This window comes from Anaerobacillus sp. MEB173 (assembly GCF_052119505.1).
In the GTDB taxonomy this organism is placed as follows: domain Bacteria; phylum Bacillota; class Bacilli; order Bacillales; family JBJMAU01; genus JBJMAU01.
This window is the reverse complement of the sequence record NZ_JBJMAU010000001.1, coordinates 573,081-589,539: the sequence shown is the minus strand read 5'-3', so window position 1 is coordinate 589,539 and position 16,459 is coordinate 573,081. Positions and strand designations below refer to the sequence as shown.

The window sequence follows — 16,459 nt, the reverse complement described above, 5'->3', positions numbered from 1 at the left end:
TTTGGCTATTTTTCGTCAGCTCGTACCATTAAGTCATCAGATGACCTGTTGACTTAATGGTGATTTACACGTAAAGTTAAGATGACAGAGATATCCAACTTAGAAACTATAATAATTTATAATATAAAAATTGCATTATTTGAGAGGAGAAATAATAGATGAAAGTTTCCTTATTTGTTACCTGTTTAATTGATATGTTCCAATCCGATGTTGGACGAGATACAGTAGAGTTACTTGAACGATTAGGCTGTGAGGTCGATTTTCCTGAAGGGCAAACTTGCTGTGGTCAGCCCGCCTATAACAGTGGCTATTTAAAAGAATCAATGGAATCAATGAAACATATGATGAATGTATTTCAAGATTCTCAATATGTAGTAACACCATCAGGATCATGTGGAACGATGTTTCATGAATATCCAAAGATCTTTGCCGGTGATCCTATTTGGGAGCTCAAAGCAAAAGAGCTTGCGAGTAAAACATTTGAATTAACTCAGTTTATTGTTGACGTATTAAAAGTTGAGGATGTCGGTGCATCACTACATGCGAGGGCAACGTATCATACGTCATGCCATATGACTCGTTTACTTGGCGTGAAAGAGGCACCAATGATGTTATTAAAAAATGTCAAAGGACTTGAATTTACTGAGCTCCCTGATAAACATAACTGTTGTGGCTTTGGTGGAACGTTTTCCGTAAAAATGTCGCAAATTTCCGAACAGATGGTTGATGAAAAAGTGAGACATGTTGAGTCTACAAAGGCTGATGTGTTAGTCGGTGCCGATGCGGGTTGTTTAATGAATATTGGCGGGCGAATGAGTAGAACCGGTAAGCCAATTGAAGTGATGCATATTGCAACTGTATTAAATAGTCGTAAGTAGAAGGGATTGGTGAGTAATTATGGGCATGAAAATAGGAACAGCAGCATTTAAAGAACGTGTTGACCAAGGGCTTTCTGATTCATTTATGCGCGGCGCAGTATCAGCGGCACAGGGGCGCTTGCGGGACGGACGCTTAAATGCGGCAGAAGAGCTTGGCAATTGGGAAGACTGGAGAAGTCACGGTGAAGAGATCCGTACACATACGCTCGAGAACCTTGATTACTACCTTGAAATGCTGGCGGAAAATGTCTCCAAGCGTGGGGGCCATGTTTTCTTTGCGAAAACAGCAGAAGAAGCAAATGAGTACATTACGAATGTTGTGAAGAAAAAAGGTGCCAAGAAAATTGTTAAGTCAAAATCAATGGTAACCGAGGAAATTAGTATGAACGAAGCACTAGAGAAAATCGGCTGTGATGTTGTTGAATCCGACCTCGGTGAGTGGATTCTTCAAGTTGATGATCATGATCCGCCTTCTCACATTGTGGCTCCGGCACTGCATAAAAATAAAGAACAAATCCGTGATGTGTTTCGCGATAAATTAGGCTATAAACGTACAGAGAAGCCTGAAGAGCTAGCGCTATTTGCTAGAGAGCAGCTTCGAAAAGAATTTCTAGCAGCTGAAGTCGGGATTACTGGCTGTAACTTTGCGATTGCCGATTCTGGAACAGTGACGCTTGTTACGAATGAAGGAAACGCCCGGATGGCAACGACACTCCCAAAAACACAGATTACAGTGATGGGGATGGAGCGAATTGTTCCTTCATGGGAAGAGATGGAAGTGTTAGTAAGTTTATTAACTCGAGCAGCTGTAGGGCAAAAGCTTACAAGCTATATTACAGCACTTACAGGACCAAAGGGTGCTGAAGATGTAGATGGTCCTGAAGAATTTCATCTTGTTGTTGTTGATAATGGTCGTTCCAAAATTTTGGGTACAGAATTTCAAGAAGCATTACACTGCATTCGCTGTGCAGCGTGTATAAATGTTTGTCCAGTCTATCGTCATGTTGGTGGACATTCTTACGGTTCGATTTATCCTGGTCCAATTGGTGCGGTCCTTTCTCCACTTTTAGGAGGCTATGATCACTATAAAGAACTTCCATATGCGTCAACACTTTGTGGAGCATGCACAGAAGCATGTCCGGTAAAAATTCCTCTTCATGAGCTGTTAATCAAACACCGTCAGAAGATCGTTGAAAAAGAAGGAAAGGCACCAGTGTTTGAAAGCCTTTCTATGAAAGCATTCCGAATGGGAACTGCAAGTCCAGCGATGTATAATATCGGAACAAGACTAGCACCTAAAATTATGAAACCATTTGTGAAAGACGATAAAATTTCTGATGGTCCAGGCCCATTAAAGAACTGGACATCGATTCGGGATTTCCCAGCACCAAGTAATGAAAGATTTAGAGACTGGTTTAAAAATCGTGAGAAGGAGGGGGAAAGTAATGACAAAGGGAACAATTGCAAATAAAGACTCTTTTCTTGATCATATCGCCCAAAGCCTTGGTCGCCCGAGAACTACAACTAATGTTGAAAAACCGGTATGGAAACATAACCCACAGCAAGAAGTGTTTAAAGGCTACAGCCAAGATGAACTCGTTGAAGTGTTAAAACAGCAAGGGGGACGAATTCATACCGATGTGATTGAGACATCCGTGAAGGATTTGCCACGTGCACTGGAAAATGTCGTGATGGGATTTGGAGGACATTCCGTTATAACATGGGATGATCCTCGCTTTGAAGAATTTGGTTTAACCCCATTGCTGAATGAGGGACTAGCGGCGAGACAGGTTGATGTACATGTTTGGAATACTGACATCGGTGATAAAAATACTGAAATCGCTGAAAAAGCCAATGTCGGCATTACATTTAGTGATACGACGCTTGCTGAATCAGGGACAGTAGTGCTGTTTAGCGGTGAAGGCAAAGGACGCGCTGTAAGCCTATTACCAGCAACCTATATCGCGATTATTCCAAAAAGTACGATTGTACCGCGGATGACACAGGTCGCCGAAAAAGTTCATCGCGAGAATAAAAATGGTGAGGCAGTTGCACCATGTGTGAACTTTATTTCAGGTCCAAGTAACAGTGCCGATATTGAAATGAATTTAATTGTCGGTGTTCACGGACCGATTAAAGCAACGTATATTATCGTAAATGATAAATAAAAGAAGAATGGGGCTCCCCATTCTTCTTTTATTTATGTCTTTATATGAAAATCTGTAATATAAACAAATAACTAATCAGTAATACCATAAAACAAGCTGTAAATAAGATGTTCCAGTTAGAGATTTTAAATGGACTTTCATTGTTAATATTCGACATAATTCCTAATGTCGCATTATATGGTCCCATTAAAAATGCCGGAACAGCTCCACCTAGCATTGCTACTGTAAGAATTGTTGAAGAAATGTTTAAAAGACTTGGATTTAATGATTCGGCAATAAGTGCTAGTGCAACAGCAGGGTGTAGACCAATAAAAGCTAATAGTAACGGGATAAATGGTAAAATGATCAAAAATACTTGAACCCCTGTAAATTGAATGATTCCGCCGATCCATGAATTAATCGTTTCATCTGTTCCAGAAATATTAATTGAGGCAATAAAGAAACCAGCTGATAGGAATAGAAAAAACTGATCTTGCATTTTGACAAGATGGTTTTGGAAATGATCCTTTAAACCCGCCAAGAATTTTTTCCCTTTTTTTAGGAGTAGTGACCAACTAAAAGCAAACGGGATGACCAATAAACTAACAAGAAATAAAAAGCTTAAGGCTAACATTTCCTCAGTTATCATTATCGCGATATTTAATAATAGAATAGCAATTAAAATGTGGAACAGTCGATTCGGCTTTCCTGTAGTTTCATGATCAACTGTTGCAGCAATTTCATTTGTTGACAAATGGTCTGATTTTGCTGATGCTGATTGCTTGTGAGAAATTAATAGACCAGTCACCCAATCAAGAAATAATCCGAGAATACTTAGCGGAATAAGGATTGGCAGCATTCCGCCATAGCTAACGCCGGTCATTTCGATAACTATCCCTACAATTGGTGTAACAGGAGTCCAAAGCAATGGCATTGCAAAACCATGGGTAATGGAACGGCACATGAATCGTTCTTTGTTTTTTATTAAAAACAAGTCAATTGACGGCCGGATTGAGTAGTACGTCATTGGAAGAGCTGCTAAGTTCATAAAGGAGCTAAGAAAATAAGAAATACCAGAAGAGACCATATACAGTTGTCCGGAACTTTTTATTTTATTTTGGATTACATATTGCACTTCATTTGCATAATTTCCTAGTTTTATAGGTAAGGCGAGGATTGGAATAAGTGCAAATAAGCTTAGAAGATTTAGCATGCCTCCAAATGACATAACATATCCTAATAAAGTAGTATCGCTTGAGATAAGTAAATATGTTCCAACACCTAAAAAGAAGATACCGAAAATAAGTACAAACCTTTTAACTAAAAATACCGTACAAAGTACGGCGAGTAAAGATGATACTGAGAGCGCAACTTGAATAAAGGTATTGGAATAGAGATTCGATAATAAATATAAACCAATAGCAAGCGCAAAAAGGTACTTTAACATAACACCACCAACCATCAATTGGAATATTTGAATAGTCCTATTATATAATAATGTATACAAAATACCAAACGAAAAGTCTTGCTATTTAAAAAAATAATATTGGTAGTTTTTAGAGTAGGAAAGGGGAGAATAGGTTATTTTGCTAGGTAAAGGAAAAAGGCCTTCTGAACTGTATTCTTTTGAAAAATTTAGAGGTGATTTTTCAGCAGGGATCGTAGTCATGGCAATGTTAATCCCTCAAGGAATTGCTTATGCATTTATTGCAGGTGTCCCGCCGATTATTGGATTATATGCCGCAACGATTCCACTTCTGATTTATGCACTTTTTGGATCGTCGAGTCATTTGGCAGTAGGACCTGTAGCTGTTGTTTCATTAATCATTTATTCCGGTGTTTCACCATTGGCTGATCCTGGATCAGACCGTTTTCTCTCATTAGTCATTATCCTAACATTGCTAGTTGGAATGATTCAACTTTTATTAGCTTTGTTTAAAATGGGCTTTCTTGTTAATATATTGCCACATGGTGTGATCAGTGGTTTTACTCAAGCGGCAGCATTAATTATTGCAATCAGTCAATTAGGATCCTTTTTTAATGTAAGTTTAGACAAACATGGTACAGCCTTCCATCTTTTACTTGATGTGATTTACCATATTCCAAATATTCATCTCCCATCCATGGTCATGGGAATTGTGAGTATTATAATGATGATTTCATTGAAAAAGTATGCACCAAAATTACCGGCCGCGCTTGTAACGATAATCATTGGTACAATTGTTGTCTATGCCTTTCAACTGCATCAAGCTGGTATTGCGATCATCGGTGATGTTCCTCAGGGAGCGCCTATGTTTTCATTTGTTTCCTTTCAAGCAAATGAACTGATGCAACTCTTACCAGTGGCGATTACAATAGCTTTAATTGGCTTTATGGAGTCCATTGCCATTGCAAAATATATTGCAGAAAAAGAACAATACAAGATAAATGCCAATAAAGAACTTATGGCACTGGGGTTTGCCAACGTAAGCGGCTCATTATTTTCATCAATGGCAGTTGCCGGTGGTTTTTCAAGGACGGCTGTAAACTATCAAGCTGGTGCAAAGACAAAGCTGGCATCAATCATAACGGCCTTATTGATGTTTTGTACGTTATTGTTTTTCACACCACTATTTTATTACATGCCAAAGGCGGTCTTGGCAGGAATTATTATTGTCGCTGTTTCAGGATTAATGGATGTAAAGATGGTAAGACACCTATTCAATGAAAAGAAGAATGAAGGTTGGTTGCTATTGGTTACTTTTTTTGCGACCTTACTATTAGGAATTCAACAAGGGTTGTTTGTTGGAATCTTATTTGCGCTACTGTTATTTCTCCTGAAAATAAAATGGATATGGGTTCAACGTTAAGTGTAAAAACCCTTTTTGAACTGCACCTCATTTGTTAGACACACTCTAACAAATGGAGGTGCAGTTTTAATATGACTAAATTTACTGACCAGTAAAAGGGGGTTCTTGCTTTTTCAAAACTCTTCCCCTTCATAATAAAGATTTCTTGTTAATACTTCTTACATACAAATAGATTCTGAATCTTTTTTTCTATAAGATTGGCACTATATTTAATCCTCGTGATCTAAACGGTGTTGGAGGTTATTTTTATGAAGAAGCAAAAACTCGTTTTAATTGGAAATGGAATGGCTGGTGTACGATGCATTGAAGAAATTGTAAACATTGACCCTCATGCTTTTGATATTACAATTATTGGAAGTGAACCGCACCCTAACTATAATCGGATCTTATTGTCGACCGTTTTACAGGGGGGAACATCGCCTAAAGAGATAATAATTAATGATCAGAAGTGGTATGACGATCATAACATCCAACTATTCACTGGTGAAACAGTTGTTGAGATTAACAAGGAAAAACAAGAGATTAAGACAAACAAAGGGAAAGAAGTTTGTTATGACAAGCTCATTATCGCTACTGGTTCTACTCCGTTCATACTTCCAATTCAAGGAGCAGACAAAGAAGGAGTGATTGGTTTTCGGACAATTGAGGATTGCCAGCAAATGATTGCTGCGTCAAAGCAGTTCAAAAAGGCAACTGTAATTGGTGGAGGATTGTTAGGATTAGAAGCAGCTAGAGGACTGCTAAATTTAGGAATGGAAGTGGATGTCGTTCATTTATCCAGTTCGTTAATGGACCGCCAATTGGACCAAACAGCGGCCAAAATGCTTCAAGCTGAGCTTGAGGGTCAAGGGATGAATTTTTTATTGGAAAAAGAAACGAAGGAAATTTGTGGTGAAGGCCGTGTTGCTTCTGTCCGTTTCAAGGATGGCTCAGAAGTAGAAAGTGATTTAGTCGTTATGGCTGTAGGTGTCAGACCGAACGTGACATTAGCAAAAGAGTGCGGAATTGAGACACAACGAGCCATTGTCGTCAATGACTACATGGAAACGAGTGCAGCTAATATTTTTGCAGTTGGAGAATGTGCTGAGCATAAAGGTGAAGTGTATGGACTTGTTAAACCATTATTTGAACAAGGGAAAGTGTTAGCTAACTTTTTGTGTAATAGGCATCTCCCAGGCTACACAGGATCAATCCTCGCTACACAATTAAAAATCTCCGGAGTTGATGTGTTTTCTGCTGGTCAATTTACTGGTAATGATTCAACGAAAATAATGACAAGTTATAACGAAGTAAATGGTACGTATCGGCGCTTGGTTTTTAAAGATCAAAAATTAATTGGTGCGGTTTTATTTGGTAATACAAAGGATGGTCAGAAACTTCTTGATTTTATCGCAAAACAAAAAACGATTGCGGAAAGTGAACTTGAGCATCTTTTCTATTCAAGGAATTCAACTCACAATGAGATTGAAACGATGGAGCATAGTGACCTTATATGTAATTGTAATGGTGTAAGCAAAGGAGTCATTATTGAAGCGGTTCAGAGAAAAGGGTTAGTAACGATAGAGGATGTCAAACAGTGCACGAAAGCATCTAGTTCATGTGGTGGCTGTAAGCCAATTGTTACTGATCTTCTTGCATATATTCATAGTGATGAATGTGACGAAGTGATCAAACAATCATCAATGTGTTCATGTACGACTCTTACTGAAGATGAAATTGTAAATGAAATACAGCTACGTAAGCTTTCATCTATTGAAGAAATCATCAATGAGTTGAATTGGAAACATCCACAGGGCTGTGAAACATGTATGCCTGCGCTACATTATTATTTAAGTATGATTGATCCGAATTATGACAACGAACAAGCACATTTAATCGTCAAGGACAGAGCGAGTAAATTTAAAAAAGAAGATACGTATGCATTGACACCACAATTATATGGCGGAGAAACAAGTGCGGAGCAATTACGCAGGATTGCTGATGCTATTGAAAAATACAATATACCAAAAACAGTGATTACAAATGAACAAAGGATTCATCTAATGGGGATCAACGGTAAAGTACTTCAAAACGTTACAGCTGACTTAGCGTTACCATTGCAAGCTAACAATGGAAATGCCGTTCATAATGTCATTACGAGTGTTGGTGGGCAAAGTTGTGGTTGTGACCAGTCGCAATCATTGGAAATGGGTATCGAATTAGATAAGCAAATTGAGTATTTGAAAACACCTTCTGACGTAACGATCGGAGTATCAGCTTGTCATCATGATGGTGCGAGTGCAGCTACAAAGGATGTCGGGGCAATACGTATGAAAAGCGGCTGGGAAATTTATGTTGGCGGAAGTAGTGGAAAATGGGCTAAATCAGGAAGCTTACTTTGTGTAGCCGATAAAGAAGCTGAAACAGTGGAAATGATGCTTGCCTTTATTCAGTACTACCGTGAAACAGCAAGTTATCGGGAGAGAAGCTGGCAATGGATTAATCGCGTTGGTTTGTTGCATATTCGTGAAGTGTTATTTGATCTTGAATTACGTGAGCAATTATTGCGGCAATTAGTGGAAGAGAAAGTGATTCGCAGGAATTCTCGAGAGAAAAGCTATTCATAGCATGGATGTTACTAATAGCAAATGATGTTAACAGAATACGTAGAAAAAGGGTGGGCAGCTATGACTGAAATGTTATTAAAATATTTCCGTACGAAACAGCAAAAAGCTGAAACTGAAACAATATACGATACCCAATGTCCATTTTGCAGCATGCAATGCAAAATGCAGCTAATTGAACAGTCAATCGTATCTAGGAAAAAATACCAGACTGTGGGCATGGATAATCCAACATCAGAAGGTCGTTTATGTATTAAAGGGATGAATGCTCATCAGCATGCCCTTCACCATGAACGTTTAAAATACCCAATGCGAAAGGTCGACGGTAAATTTGTTCGTATTTCTTGGGATGAAGCAATGAAAATGATTAAAGAAAATTTTACAGCGATTCAGTCCGACTCAGGTAAAGACGCCTTGGCTGTATACGGCAGTGCGACAATCTCAAACGAGGAAGCTTATTTATTAGGGAAATTTGCCCGAGTAGCACTGCAAACAAAGTACATTGATTATAATGGGCGTTTATGTATGTCAGCAGCAGCAACAGCAGCTGCACAAACGTTTGGGATGGACCGCGGCTTTACGAATAGCCTGGCAGAGATACCTCATTCCCGTTGTATTATCTTGGCTGGTACGAATATTGCCGAATGTCAACCAACAATCATGCCCTATTTTGAGAAAGCGAAAGAAAACGGCTCTTTTATTATCGCCATCGATCCTCGGGAGACAGGGACTACGAAACTTGCAGACTTGCACCTAAAAGTAAGACCGGGAATGGATGCCGCACTAGCGAATGGAATGTTAAAAGTCATTATTGATGAAGGCTTGTTTGATGAGGAATTTATTGCTTCTCGAGCTTCGGGATTTTCTGAAGTTAAAGATCATATTTCTTCATTAAATATTGAGGAGATTGCTAGTTTAACAGGAGTACCGGTTGAATCTATCCGACAAGCTGCAATCGTTTTTGGTAAGGAGAAGTCAGGAATGATTTTCACGGCACGTGGAGTAGAACAGCAGACCGATGGTTCAGCGTCCGTCCGTAATTTTTTGAATATTCTATTAGCTACAGGCAAAATTGGTAAGCCTTATTCAGGATATGGAGCGATTACTGGACAAGGGAATGGGCAAGGAGCAAGAGAACATGGGCAAAAAGCGGATCAGCTTCCAGGCTACAGGTCGATTGAAAATGATGAGCATCGTGCCTATATTGCCAGTGTGTGGGAAATCAATGAAAAGGATTTACCACGAAAAGGAGTGTCTGCTTATGAAATGATTGAAAAAATTGATGCGGGAGACATAAAAGGTTTGTTTTTAATGTGTTCCAATCCAATAGTTTCTAATCCGAACGCTAACTTTGTTAAACGTGCATTTAAAAAGCTTTCCTTCTTAGTTGCTGTTGATCTGTTTCTTTCAGAAACAGCACAATTGGCTGATCTCGTTCTGCCAGCAACGTCTTATCTAGAAAGTGAAGGAACGATGACAAATGTTGAAGGCCGGGTTACATTACGAGAAGCGAGCTTTCCGGTTCGCGGAGAAGCAAAACATGATTGGCAGATAATTTGTGAGATTGCGAGAGTGTTAGGGAAAGGTGACTATTTTCATTTTTCCTCGCCAGAAGAAATCTTTAATGAATTACGTATCGCTAGTCGTGGCGGAATTGCTGATTACTTTGGAATCACCTATAGCCGTCTGCGAAAAGAAGGAGGAATCCTTTGGCCTTGTCCTGATGTAGACCATCCAGGGACAAAAAGGCTATTTGAATCATCCTTCGCCCATGAAAACGAATTAGCTCAAATGGTTCCGGTTTCAAATGAAGCGGTTGTTGTAAAGGAAAAGACAACAGATCAGTATCCTCTTTACTTAACGACTGGAAGAGTAATGTCACATTATCTGACAGGAGTCCAAACCCGCAAAAGCTCAGCCCTAGCAGCAAGACAGTTTGAATCATTTATGGAAATTCATCCTGCTACAGCAGAGAAATATAACATCGAAGATAATATTCTAGTGAAAATTCAATCTAAAAGAGGGCACATTGTAGTACGTAGTAAATATTCTCCAACAATTCGCCAAGACACTGTCTTTGTGCCTTTTCATTGGGCGGAAACACAGAATGTTAATCAACTGATATCGAAGGATTTAGATCCAACATGTAAAATGCCGGGTTTTAAAGTAAGTGCAGTAAACATAACAGAAGTGGATATTTAATAATTTTATATGTTAGGTTAGTTAACATGTTACAACAATTATCAATTTCATTCGTTTACAATGCAAGTAACAAGGAAAGTTTAGAACTTTTTGAATAGTCTTATTTAAACAATAGAAAACGTTGTAAAACAAAAGGAGTTGTACGCGGATGGGAGAGAAGCTAGTACTAATTGGAAATGGAATGGCAGGTATAAGAACATTAGAGGAAATTTTAAAGAAAGATGCAAACAGGTTTGAGATTACAGTATTTGGTGAAGAACCACATCCCAACTATAACCGAATCTTATTATCTTCCGTACTGCAGGGGGATGCAGATGTTAAGGACATCGTATTAAATGATTACAGCTGGTACAAAGAAAATAACATTACGTTATATACAGATGATCCAGTTATAAAGGTTGATACAAAAAAGCAAATGGTTTATAGCCAAAAAGGTGTTGTGTGCAGCTATGATACATTAATTTTTGCAACAGGTTCAAATCCATTTATGCTGCCTCTTCCTGGTGCCGATAAGAAAGGAGTCATTGCCTTTCGTAATATTAAAGACTGCGAGACGATGATCGCTACGGCAAAAAAATATCGTAAAGCAGCGGTTATAGGTGGCGGATTGTTAGGGTTAGAAGCAGCAAGAGGATTATTAAACTTAAATATGGAAGTCGATGTCATCCATATTAGCGACTACTTAATGGAAAGACAACTAGATGAACCCGCAGGAAACATGCTGCAACGAGAACTGGAACAGCAAGGAATGAGATTTCATTTAAATAAACATACAGAAAAAATTGTTGGAAAAAATCGTGTTGAAGGTATTCGTTTTAAAGATGGCACTAGCCTAGAAACAGATTTAGTCGTGATGGCGGTTGGGATTCGGCCAAACGTTGAGTTAGCGAAGAAAAGTGGCCTTGAGATCGATCGAGCGATTTTGGTAAATGATTATATGCAAAGTAGTATCCGCAATGTGTATGCTGTTGGGGAATGTGCAGAACACCGAGGAATTGTCTATGGCCTTGTTGCTCCGCTGTATGAACAAGGAAAAGTGTTAGCTGAGCATCTTTGTGCATCTACTCCCTCAAAAGTACCAGGCTATGAAGGATCGATCGTATATACACAGTTAAAAGTATCAGGTGTTGATGTGTTTTCAGCAGGTCAATTTCAAGATACGAAAGAAACACGAGCGATTCGTGTTCATGATGAATTCGAAGGCATCTACAAAAAAGTTGTTGTGAAAGACAATAAAATTATCGGATCTGTATTGTTCGGGGATACAGCTGATTCTCCGCGACTATTGCAAATGATGCGAAACGGCGATGATATTTCGAATATGAATAAAGTAGCGATTCTCCCTTCAGAAAATGAATCGAGTGAAAAAGAGAGTCCGGTACTTGCGATGGCAGACAGTGAAATCATTTGTGGCTGTAACGGGGTCTCAAAAGGAGATATTGTTACTGCGATTAAAGATTTAGGGTTAACGAGTGTAGAGGAAATAAAACAATGTACAAATGCCTCAAGATCATGTGGCGGCTGTAAACCACTAGTTGCTGATCTATTAGCGGTAACGACTGGTGAAGAAGTTGGTGTTAACATAAAAGAACCAATCTGTGGTTGTACAGAGCACACTCATGAAGAAGTTGTTGCACAAATTCGTGAGTTAGGACTTAGTCATACGAGAGAAGTAATGAATGTCCTAGGTTGGAAAACGGATGAAGGCTGTTCAAAATGTCGTCCGGCGATTAACTACTATTTAGGAATGGTTGACCCGGTAAAGCATGAGGATGACAGAACTTCTCGATTTGTAAATGAGAGATTACACGCCAACATTCAAAATGACGGAACGTTTTCAGTAGTTCCAAGAATGTATGGTGGGGTGACTGACTCAAAGCAATTACGCAAAATTGCAGATGTTGCTGAAAAATACAATATTCCACTCGTGAAAGTAACCGGAGGTCAGCGTATTGACCTACTTGGAATCAGTAAGGATGACTTACCAAATGTTTGGAAAGATCTTGGAATGCGCTCTGGTTATGCGTACGGGAAATCACTTCGAACTGTAAAAACATGTGTTGGTAAAAACTTCTGTCGCTTTGGAACCCAAGATTCGATCGGCCTTGGAATTGAAATTGAAAAAAAATATGAAGGTCTTAACACACCTCATAAAGTAAAAATGGCTGTCTCTGCTTGTCCACGAAATTGTGCGGAATCAGGAATTAAAGATGTAGGCATTGTTGGTGTTGAAGGAGCTTGGGAGTTATATGTAGGTGGTAATGGTGGTGTCGATCTTCGAGGTGGAGACCTGTTCTGTAAAGTGAAAACAACGGAAGAAGTGCTAGATACAATCAGTGCCTTCTTACAATACTACCGTGAAAATGCCCGTTATTTAGAGCGAACTTCACATTGGGTTGAACGTGTCGGCTTAGATCATATCCGCAGTGTTGTGATGGATGATGGAGAAAAACGAAAAGAGTTAATTGAGAGAATGGAAGTGACTCTTACAACGTTAGAAGATCCATGGGCTGAAATTATTGAAAGTGAAGAGCGTCAAAAAGAGTTGTTCGAAACGAAAAAAATTGAAGTACTTTCTTTATAGGGGGGATCAAGGGGATGAGTCAAACAAAAACAATGAAAAAAGTAAAGGTTGCACATATGAGTGAAATCTCTAATGGAATTGGAAAAGCGATAAGTGTCGCAGGACATGAAATTGCGCTTTTTAAACAAAAAGATAACAGCATTTATGCAATTCAGAACCGTTGTCCACATAAAGGGGCACCACTTGCAGAAGGAATCATAAGCGGTGAGTATGTCTTTTGTCCCTATCATGACTGGAAAATTGATGTGCGAGACGGGAAAGTGCAAGAACCAGATAACGGCTGTGTGACACGCTATGAAACGGAAGTGGAAAATGGAGAGATTTATATTTACATTCAATAAGAAAAACTGAGTGAGGAAACCACCTCACTCAGTTTTTCTTATTGAAAAGCTGGCATTGTCATGACATTTCCCTTTACCTCATCAGGAATGACAATTTCATCGATATTGTTATAATTCAAGTAAATTCCGGATATTTCTTGCGTAATGCGTACAGTTTCTTCATTATCGATCATATCAAAATCCATCAACATAGTCATTGACTGCGGGTAATAGTTTTTCTTATCAATGATGTACAAATATTCAATTTGGTGGAACGTACTATTTTCAAGTACTTCTTGATCCATTTCTAATTCAGGAGCTATGTCAGAAAGGCTTTCTTGGAGAAATTCTTGTAAGCTTGCTCCAGTAAGAGCTAATGTTAAATGATAGCTGTCTTTTTCTTCGGTAATTGTAAAATCACTACTATATTTTTTTAAACGTTCTATTTCTGCAGCGGGATCTTGAGAGAGAGAGGATAGCGACATATACTCTTCAAAGTCTTCTGCTGGTAGACTAATCCAGCCATCCATTACCGGATTTTGCATATAAAAACCTTCTTCGGTTAAATACATCTCTATGGAAAACGGTCCTTCCATCAACCCTTCAGTCTCATCCATCATACCATCCATATTCATTGTCATTTTTTGATGCATTGCTAGAGGCTCCATTGTTGCATCAATCGAGATGAATGAATCCATCTTGATTTCTTCCTCACCATTAGTCATCGTCTGTTTAAGATCCATCTCCATTGAAAAACTTTGCAGTTCATTTGAGGCTTCAATGGCTTTCGTAATAATTTTATCAACGTTACTTTGTCTGGCTGGTTCGATTGGCTCCTTAATATCGACAGGGTCAGTAATATCAATAGGTTCCTCTAGGTCTATAGGGTCTACAAGGTCAGTAGGTTCTTGATTGTCAATTGTCTCCTCAGATCCGCAAGCAGTTAACCCTATCGGAAGAAAAAACACCAGTAAAAGTAAGAAAAATTTTTTCATCGTGCTCTCCTCTCAAATTTATTCGCCTTTGACAATGGATAACACAAAATAGGAACAGCGATATTATGTGATTATATGTTTGACACGTGTTGATTATGAAGGGGTATAATTTTGAGGAATGTTAATAAAGTGAGGTTAGTCTAGTTAACCATTTTTCAATCTTTATTAATTATATCATGAATATTGTGTATAAAATGAAAAGAAATGGTAATCCTTATAATAAGGGTTGGTAAGTCAAAAAAAGTGTGCACTCAGTTGTGAGTTTTGCACACTTTTTTTTATGTTTATATTTAGTTTATTGTTATTTATTTTCAATTGCCACCGTTTTATTTTTAAATTACTAACTCTCTGCTTTTTTTCCTGCCTCATCTGCCAGCTGTTTGTATGATTTTACTTTTCCGTGAGGATTTTGCGCTTCCTTTCGTGTGCGATATTGACGCTCTGCTTGTCGCTTTGATTGTGTCAACGTTCACTCCACCTTTCCACTTTTATTTAAAACACTTACCTCTATATTTTCACTATTACGATAGATATTATTCGCTCCATCTTTCATACGCAGCAATATGTTTGTAGGTATTTTTTAGGAATTTATAAATAAATGAATGGAAACTTGTTGCCAATTTTTCTGTAATGGAATATACTACATTACATCAGTAATGCACTATACCGGGGAGGGGGTTCTCATTTGATACTTAATACAGATGGTTCAAAACCAATCTATGTTCAAATAGCTCAGTGGATAGAGACTGAGATTTTGAATGGGAATTTTGAAGGTGATCAGAAGGTGTACTCACAATATCAGCTGGCAGAATTATTTAATATAAATCCTGCAACGGCAGCAAAAGGACTCAATCTTTTAGTCGATGAAAACATTTTATATAAAAAGCGAGGGCTTGGTATGTTTGTTTCACTTCAGGCGAAAGAAATGATTTTAAATAAACGCAAAAATCAAACGTTAAAGCAGTTAATATTGGACGTTGTTATCGAAGCTGAACGTTTACATGTCAGTGAAGATGAATTGATGACAATGATTAAAGAAGCAATGAACAAAAGCAAGGGGGAAGAGAATTGAAGGTGATCGAATGTAACGAATTAACGAAAACGTACGGAGGAAAAAAGGCGTTAAACAATTTATCGTTTATGATCGAAGAAAATAAAATCACTGGAATAATTGGACGAAATGGAGCAGGTAAGACAACGTTACTTAAAATTATTGCTGGTTTTTTACGGGAAACATCAGGAGAAATAAAAGTGTTTTCTGAAAAGCCATTTAACAGCCTTACTGTTTCAGCCAATATGATTTTTGTTGATGATCAAATGAGTTTGCCAACGACGTTAAGTTTACAAGAAATATTAGAGGTCGCCGCTACCTTTTATAAAAATTGGGATATGGAACTGGCACAGCGTTTGTTTGATTATTTCTCGTTTCACCGAGACCAGCGTCATAGTAGTCTTTCAAAAGGGATGAAAAGTACCTTTAATATGATTCTTGGTTTATCGGCGAGATGTCCTTTAACGATTTTTGATGAGCCTACGACAGGAATGGATGCTGCGGTACGAGCAGATTTTTATCGTGCCCTGCTTAAAGATTATATTGCCTATCCAAGAACAATCCTGATCTCTAGTCACCATTTAGATGAAATCGAGGATTTACTTGAGGATGTGTTACTTATTAAAGAGGGGGAAAACCATTTCACCTACCGATTGCTGAGTTAAAAGAATGGGCTATAGGGTTAAAAGGCAAGTCGACCATTATTAATGAATGGACTGTACAAGAGGAAGTCTATTTTACAAAAAGCATTGGCCCTGATAATACGTATGTTGTTGTCAAAGATGATTTTACAGAGTCCCACCTGATTGATGCCAAACTGGCTGGATTAG

The 16,459-nt window shown here is 38.4% G+C and carries 13 protein-coding genes; 10 read left to right on the top strand and 3 right to left on the bottom strand.

The features are described from left to right. The first annotated feature begins 158 nt into the window (after positions 1–158). The 3 genes from ACJ2A9_RS02930 to ACJ2A9_RS02920 are packed head-to-tail and all read left to right on the top strand — an operon-like array spanning position 159 to position 3,046. On the top strand, positions 159–878 hold the full coding sequence (locus tag ACJ2A9_RS02930) for a (Fe-S)-binding protein (protein WP_441420101.1): 720 nt from the start codon (positions 159–161) through the stop codon (positions 876–878). Between the two features lie 19 nt (positions 879–897). Then, entirely contained in the window at positions 898–2,349 is a 1,452-nt protein-coding gene (locus ACJ2A9_RS02925; RefSeq protein ID WP_441420100.1) for a LutB/LldF family L-lactate oxidation iron-sulfur protein, read from the top strand. Then, complete coding sequence (locus ACJ2A9_RS02920; RefSeq protein WP_441420099.1) at positions 2,324–3,046, top strand: LutC/YkgG family protein; 723 nt, start codon at positions 2,324–2,326, stop codon at positions 3,044–3,046. The genes ACJ2A9_RS02925 and ACJ2A9_RS02920 overlap by 26 nt, the downstream gene beginning before the upstream one ends. A gap of 40 nt (positions 3,047–3,086) precedes the next feature. Here the strand turns inward: ACJ2A9_RS02920 and ACJ2A9_RS02915 are convergent, their stop codons facing one another. Next, complete coding sequence (locus ACJ2A9_RS02915) at positions 3,087–4,472, bottom strand: hypothetical protein (protein ID WP_441420098.1); 1,386 nt, start codon at positions 4,470–4,472, stop codon at positions 3,087–3,089. 139 nt (positions 4,473–4,611) lie between these two features. Here ACJ2A9_RS02915 and ACJ2A9_RS02910 point away from each other — a divergent pair, with 139 nt between their 5' ends. The 5 genes from ACJ2A9_RS02910 (at position 4,612) to nirD (ending at position 13,604) form a co-directional block, all read left to right on the top strand. After that, positions 4,612–5,874: a SulP family inorganic anion transporter gene (locus ACJ2A9_RS02910; RefSeq protein ID WP_441420097.1), complete on the top strand. Its 1,263-nt coding sequence runs from the start codon at positions 4,612–4,614 to the stop codon at positions 5,872–5,874. A gap of 248 nt (positions 5,875–6,122) precedes the next feature. Continuing rightward, positions 6,123–8,480: a nitrite reductase large subunit NirB gene (nirB, locus tag ACJ2A9_RS02905; RefSeq protein ID WP_441420096.1), complete on the top strand. Its 2,358-nt coding sequence runs from the start codon at positions 6,123–6,125 to the stop codon at positions 8,478–8,480. Positions 8,481–8,540: 60 nt separating this feature from the next. Next, entirely contained in the window at positions 8,541–10,679 is a 2,139-nt protein-coding gene (nasC, locus tag ACJ2A9_RS02900) for an assimilatory nitrate reductase catalytic subunit NasC (protein WP_441420095.1), read from the top strand. Between the two features lie 148 nt (positions 10,680–10,827). Continuing rightward, on the top strand, positions 10,828–13,263 hold the full coding sequence (gene nirB / locus ACJ2A9_RS02895) for a nitrite reductase large subunit NirB (protein ID WP_441420094.1): 2,436 nt from the start codon (positions 10,828–10,830) through the stop codon (positions 13,261–13,263). A gap of 14 nt (positions 13,264–13,277) precedes the next feature. Then, positions 13,278–13,604: a nitrite reductase small subunit NirD gene (nirD, locus tag ACJ2A9_RS02890; protein ID WP_441420093.1), complete on the top strand. Its 327-nt coding sequence runs from the start codon at positions 13,278–13,280 to the stop codon at positions 13,602–13,604. A gap of 38 nt (positions 13,605–13,642) precedes the next feature. Here nirD and ACJ2A9_RS02885 read toward each other — a convergent pair whose 3' ends face one another. Together ACJ2A9_RS02885 and ACJ2A9_RS02880 are read right to left on the bottom strand one after the other, a co-directional pair. Beyond that, positions 13,643–14,578 (bottom strand): DUF6612 family protein, encoded by a 936-nt coding sequence (locus ACJ2A9_RS02885; RefSeq protein ID WP_441420092.1) that lies wholly within the window; start codon positions 14,576–14,578, stop codon positions 13,643–13,645. 340 nt (positions 14,579–14,918) lie between these two features. After that, positions 14,919–15,044, bottom strand: a complete 126-nt coding sequence (locus tag ACJ2A9_RS02880; RefSeq protein ID WP_441420091.1) for a DUF6254 family protein — start codon at positions 15,042–15,044, stop codon at positions 14,919–14,921. 219 nt (positions 15,045–15,263) lie between these two features. Between ACJ2A9_RS02880 and ACJ2A9_RS02875 the strand changes: the two genes are divergently transcribed. Then, positions 15,264–15,650, top strand: coding sequence for a GntR family transcriptional regulator (locus tag ACJ2A9_RS02875; protein WP_441420090.1), 387 nt, complete (start codon positions 15,264–15,266; stop codon positions 15,648–15,650). 2 nt (positions 15,651–15,652) lie between these two features. Continuing rightward, positions 15,653–16,294, top strand: coding sequence for an ABC transporter ATP-binding protein (locus ACJ2A9_RS02870; protein ID WP_441420390.1), 642 nt, complete (start codon positions 15,653–15,655; stop codon positions 16,292–16,294). Positions 16,295–16,459 lie beyond the last annotated feature (165 nt).

Coding starts and splice junctions, on each gene's coding strand:
- ACJ2A9_RS02930 (WP_441420101.1), top strand. CDS start 159: ATGAAAGTTTCCTTATTTGTTACCTGTTTAATTGATATGTTCCAATCC.
- ACJ2A9_RS02925 (WP_441420100.1), top strand. CDS start 898: ATGGGCATGAAAATAGGAACAGCAGCATTTAAAGAACGTGTTGACCAA.
- ACJ2A9_RS02920 (WP_441420099.1), top strand. CDS start 2,324: ATGACAAAGGGAACAATTGCAAATAAAGACTCTTTTCTTGATCATATC.
- ACJ2A9_RS02915 (WP_441420098.1), bottom strand. CDS start 4,472: ATGTTAAAGTACCTTTTTGCGCTTGCTATTGGTTTATATTTATTATCG.
- nirB (WP_441420096.1), top strand. CDS start 6,123: ATGAAGAAGCAAAAACTCGTTTTAATTGGAAATGGAATGGCTGGTGTA.
- nasC (WP_441420095.1), top strand. CDS start 8,541: ATGACTGAAATGTTATTAAAATATTTCCGTACGAAACAGCAAAAAGCT.
- nirB (WP_441420094.1), top strand. CDS start 10,828: ATGGGAGAGAAGCTAGTACTAATTGGAAATGGAATGGCAGGTATAAGA.
- nirD (WP_441420093.1), top strand. CDS start 13,278: ATGAGTCAAACAAAAACAATGAAAAAAGTAAAGGTTGCACATATGAGT.
- ACJ2A9_RS02885 (WP_441420092.1), bottom strand. CDS start 14,578: ATGAAAAAATTTTTCTTACTTTTACTGGTGTTTTTTCTTCCGATAGGG.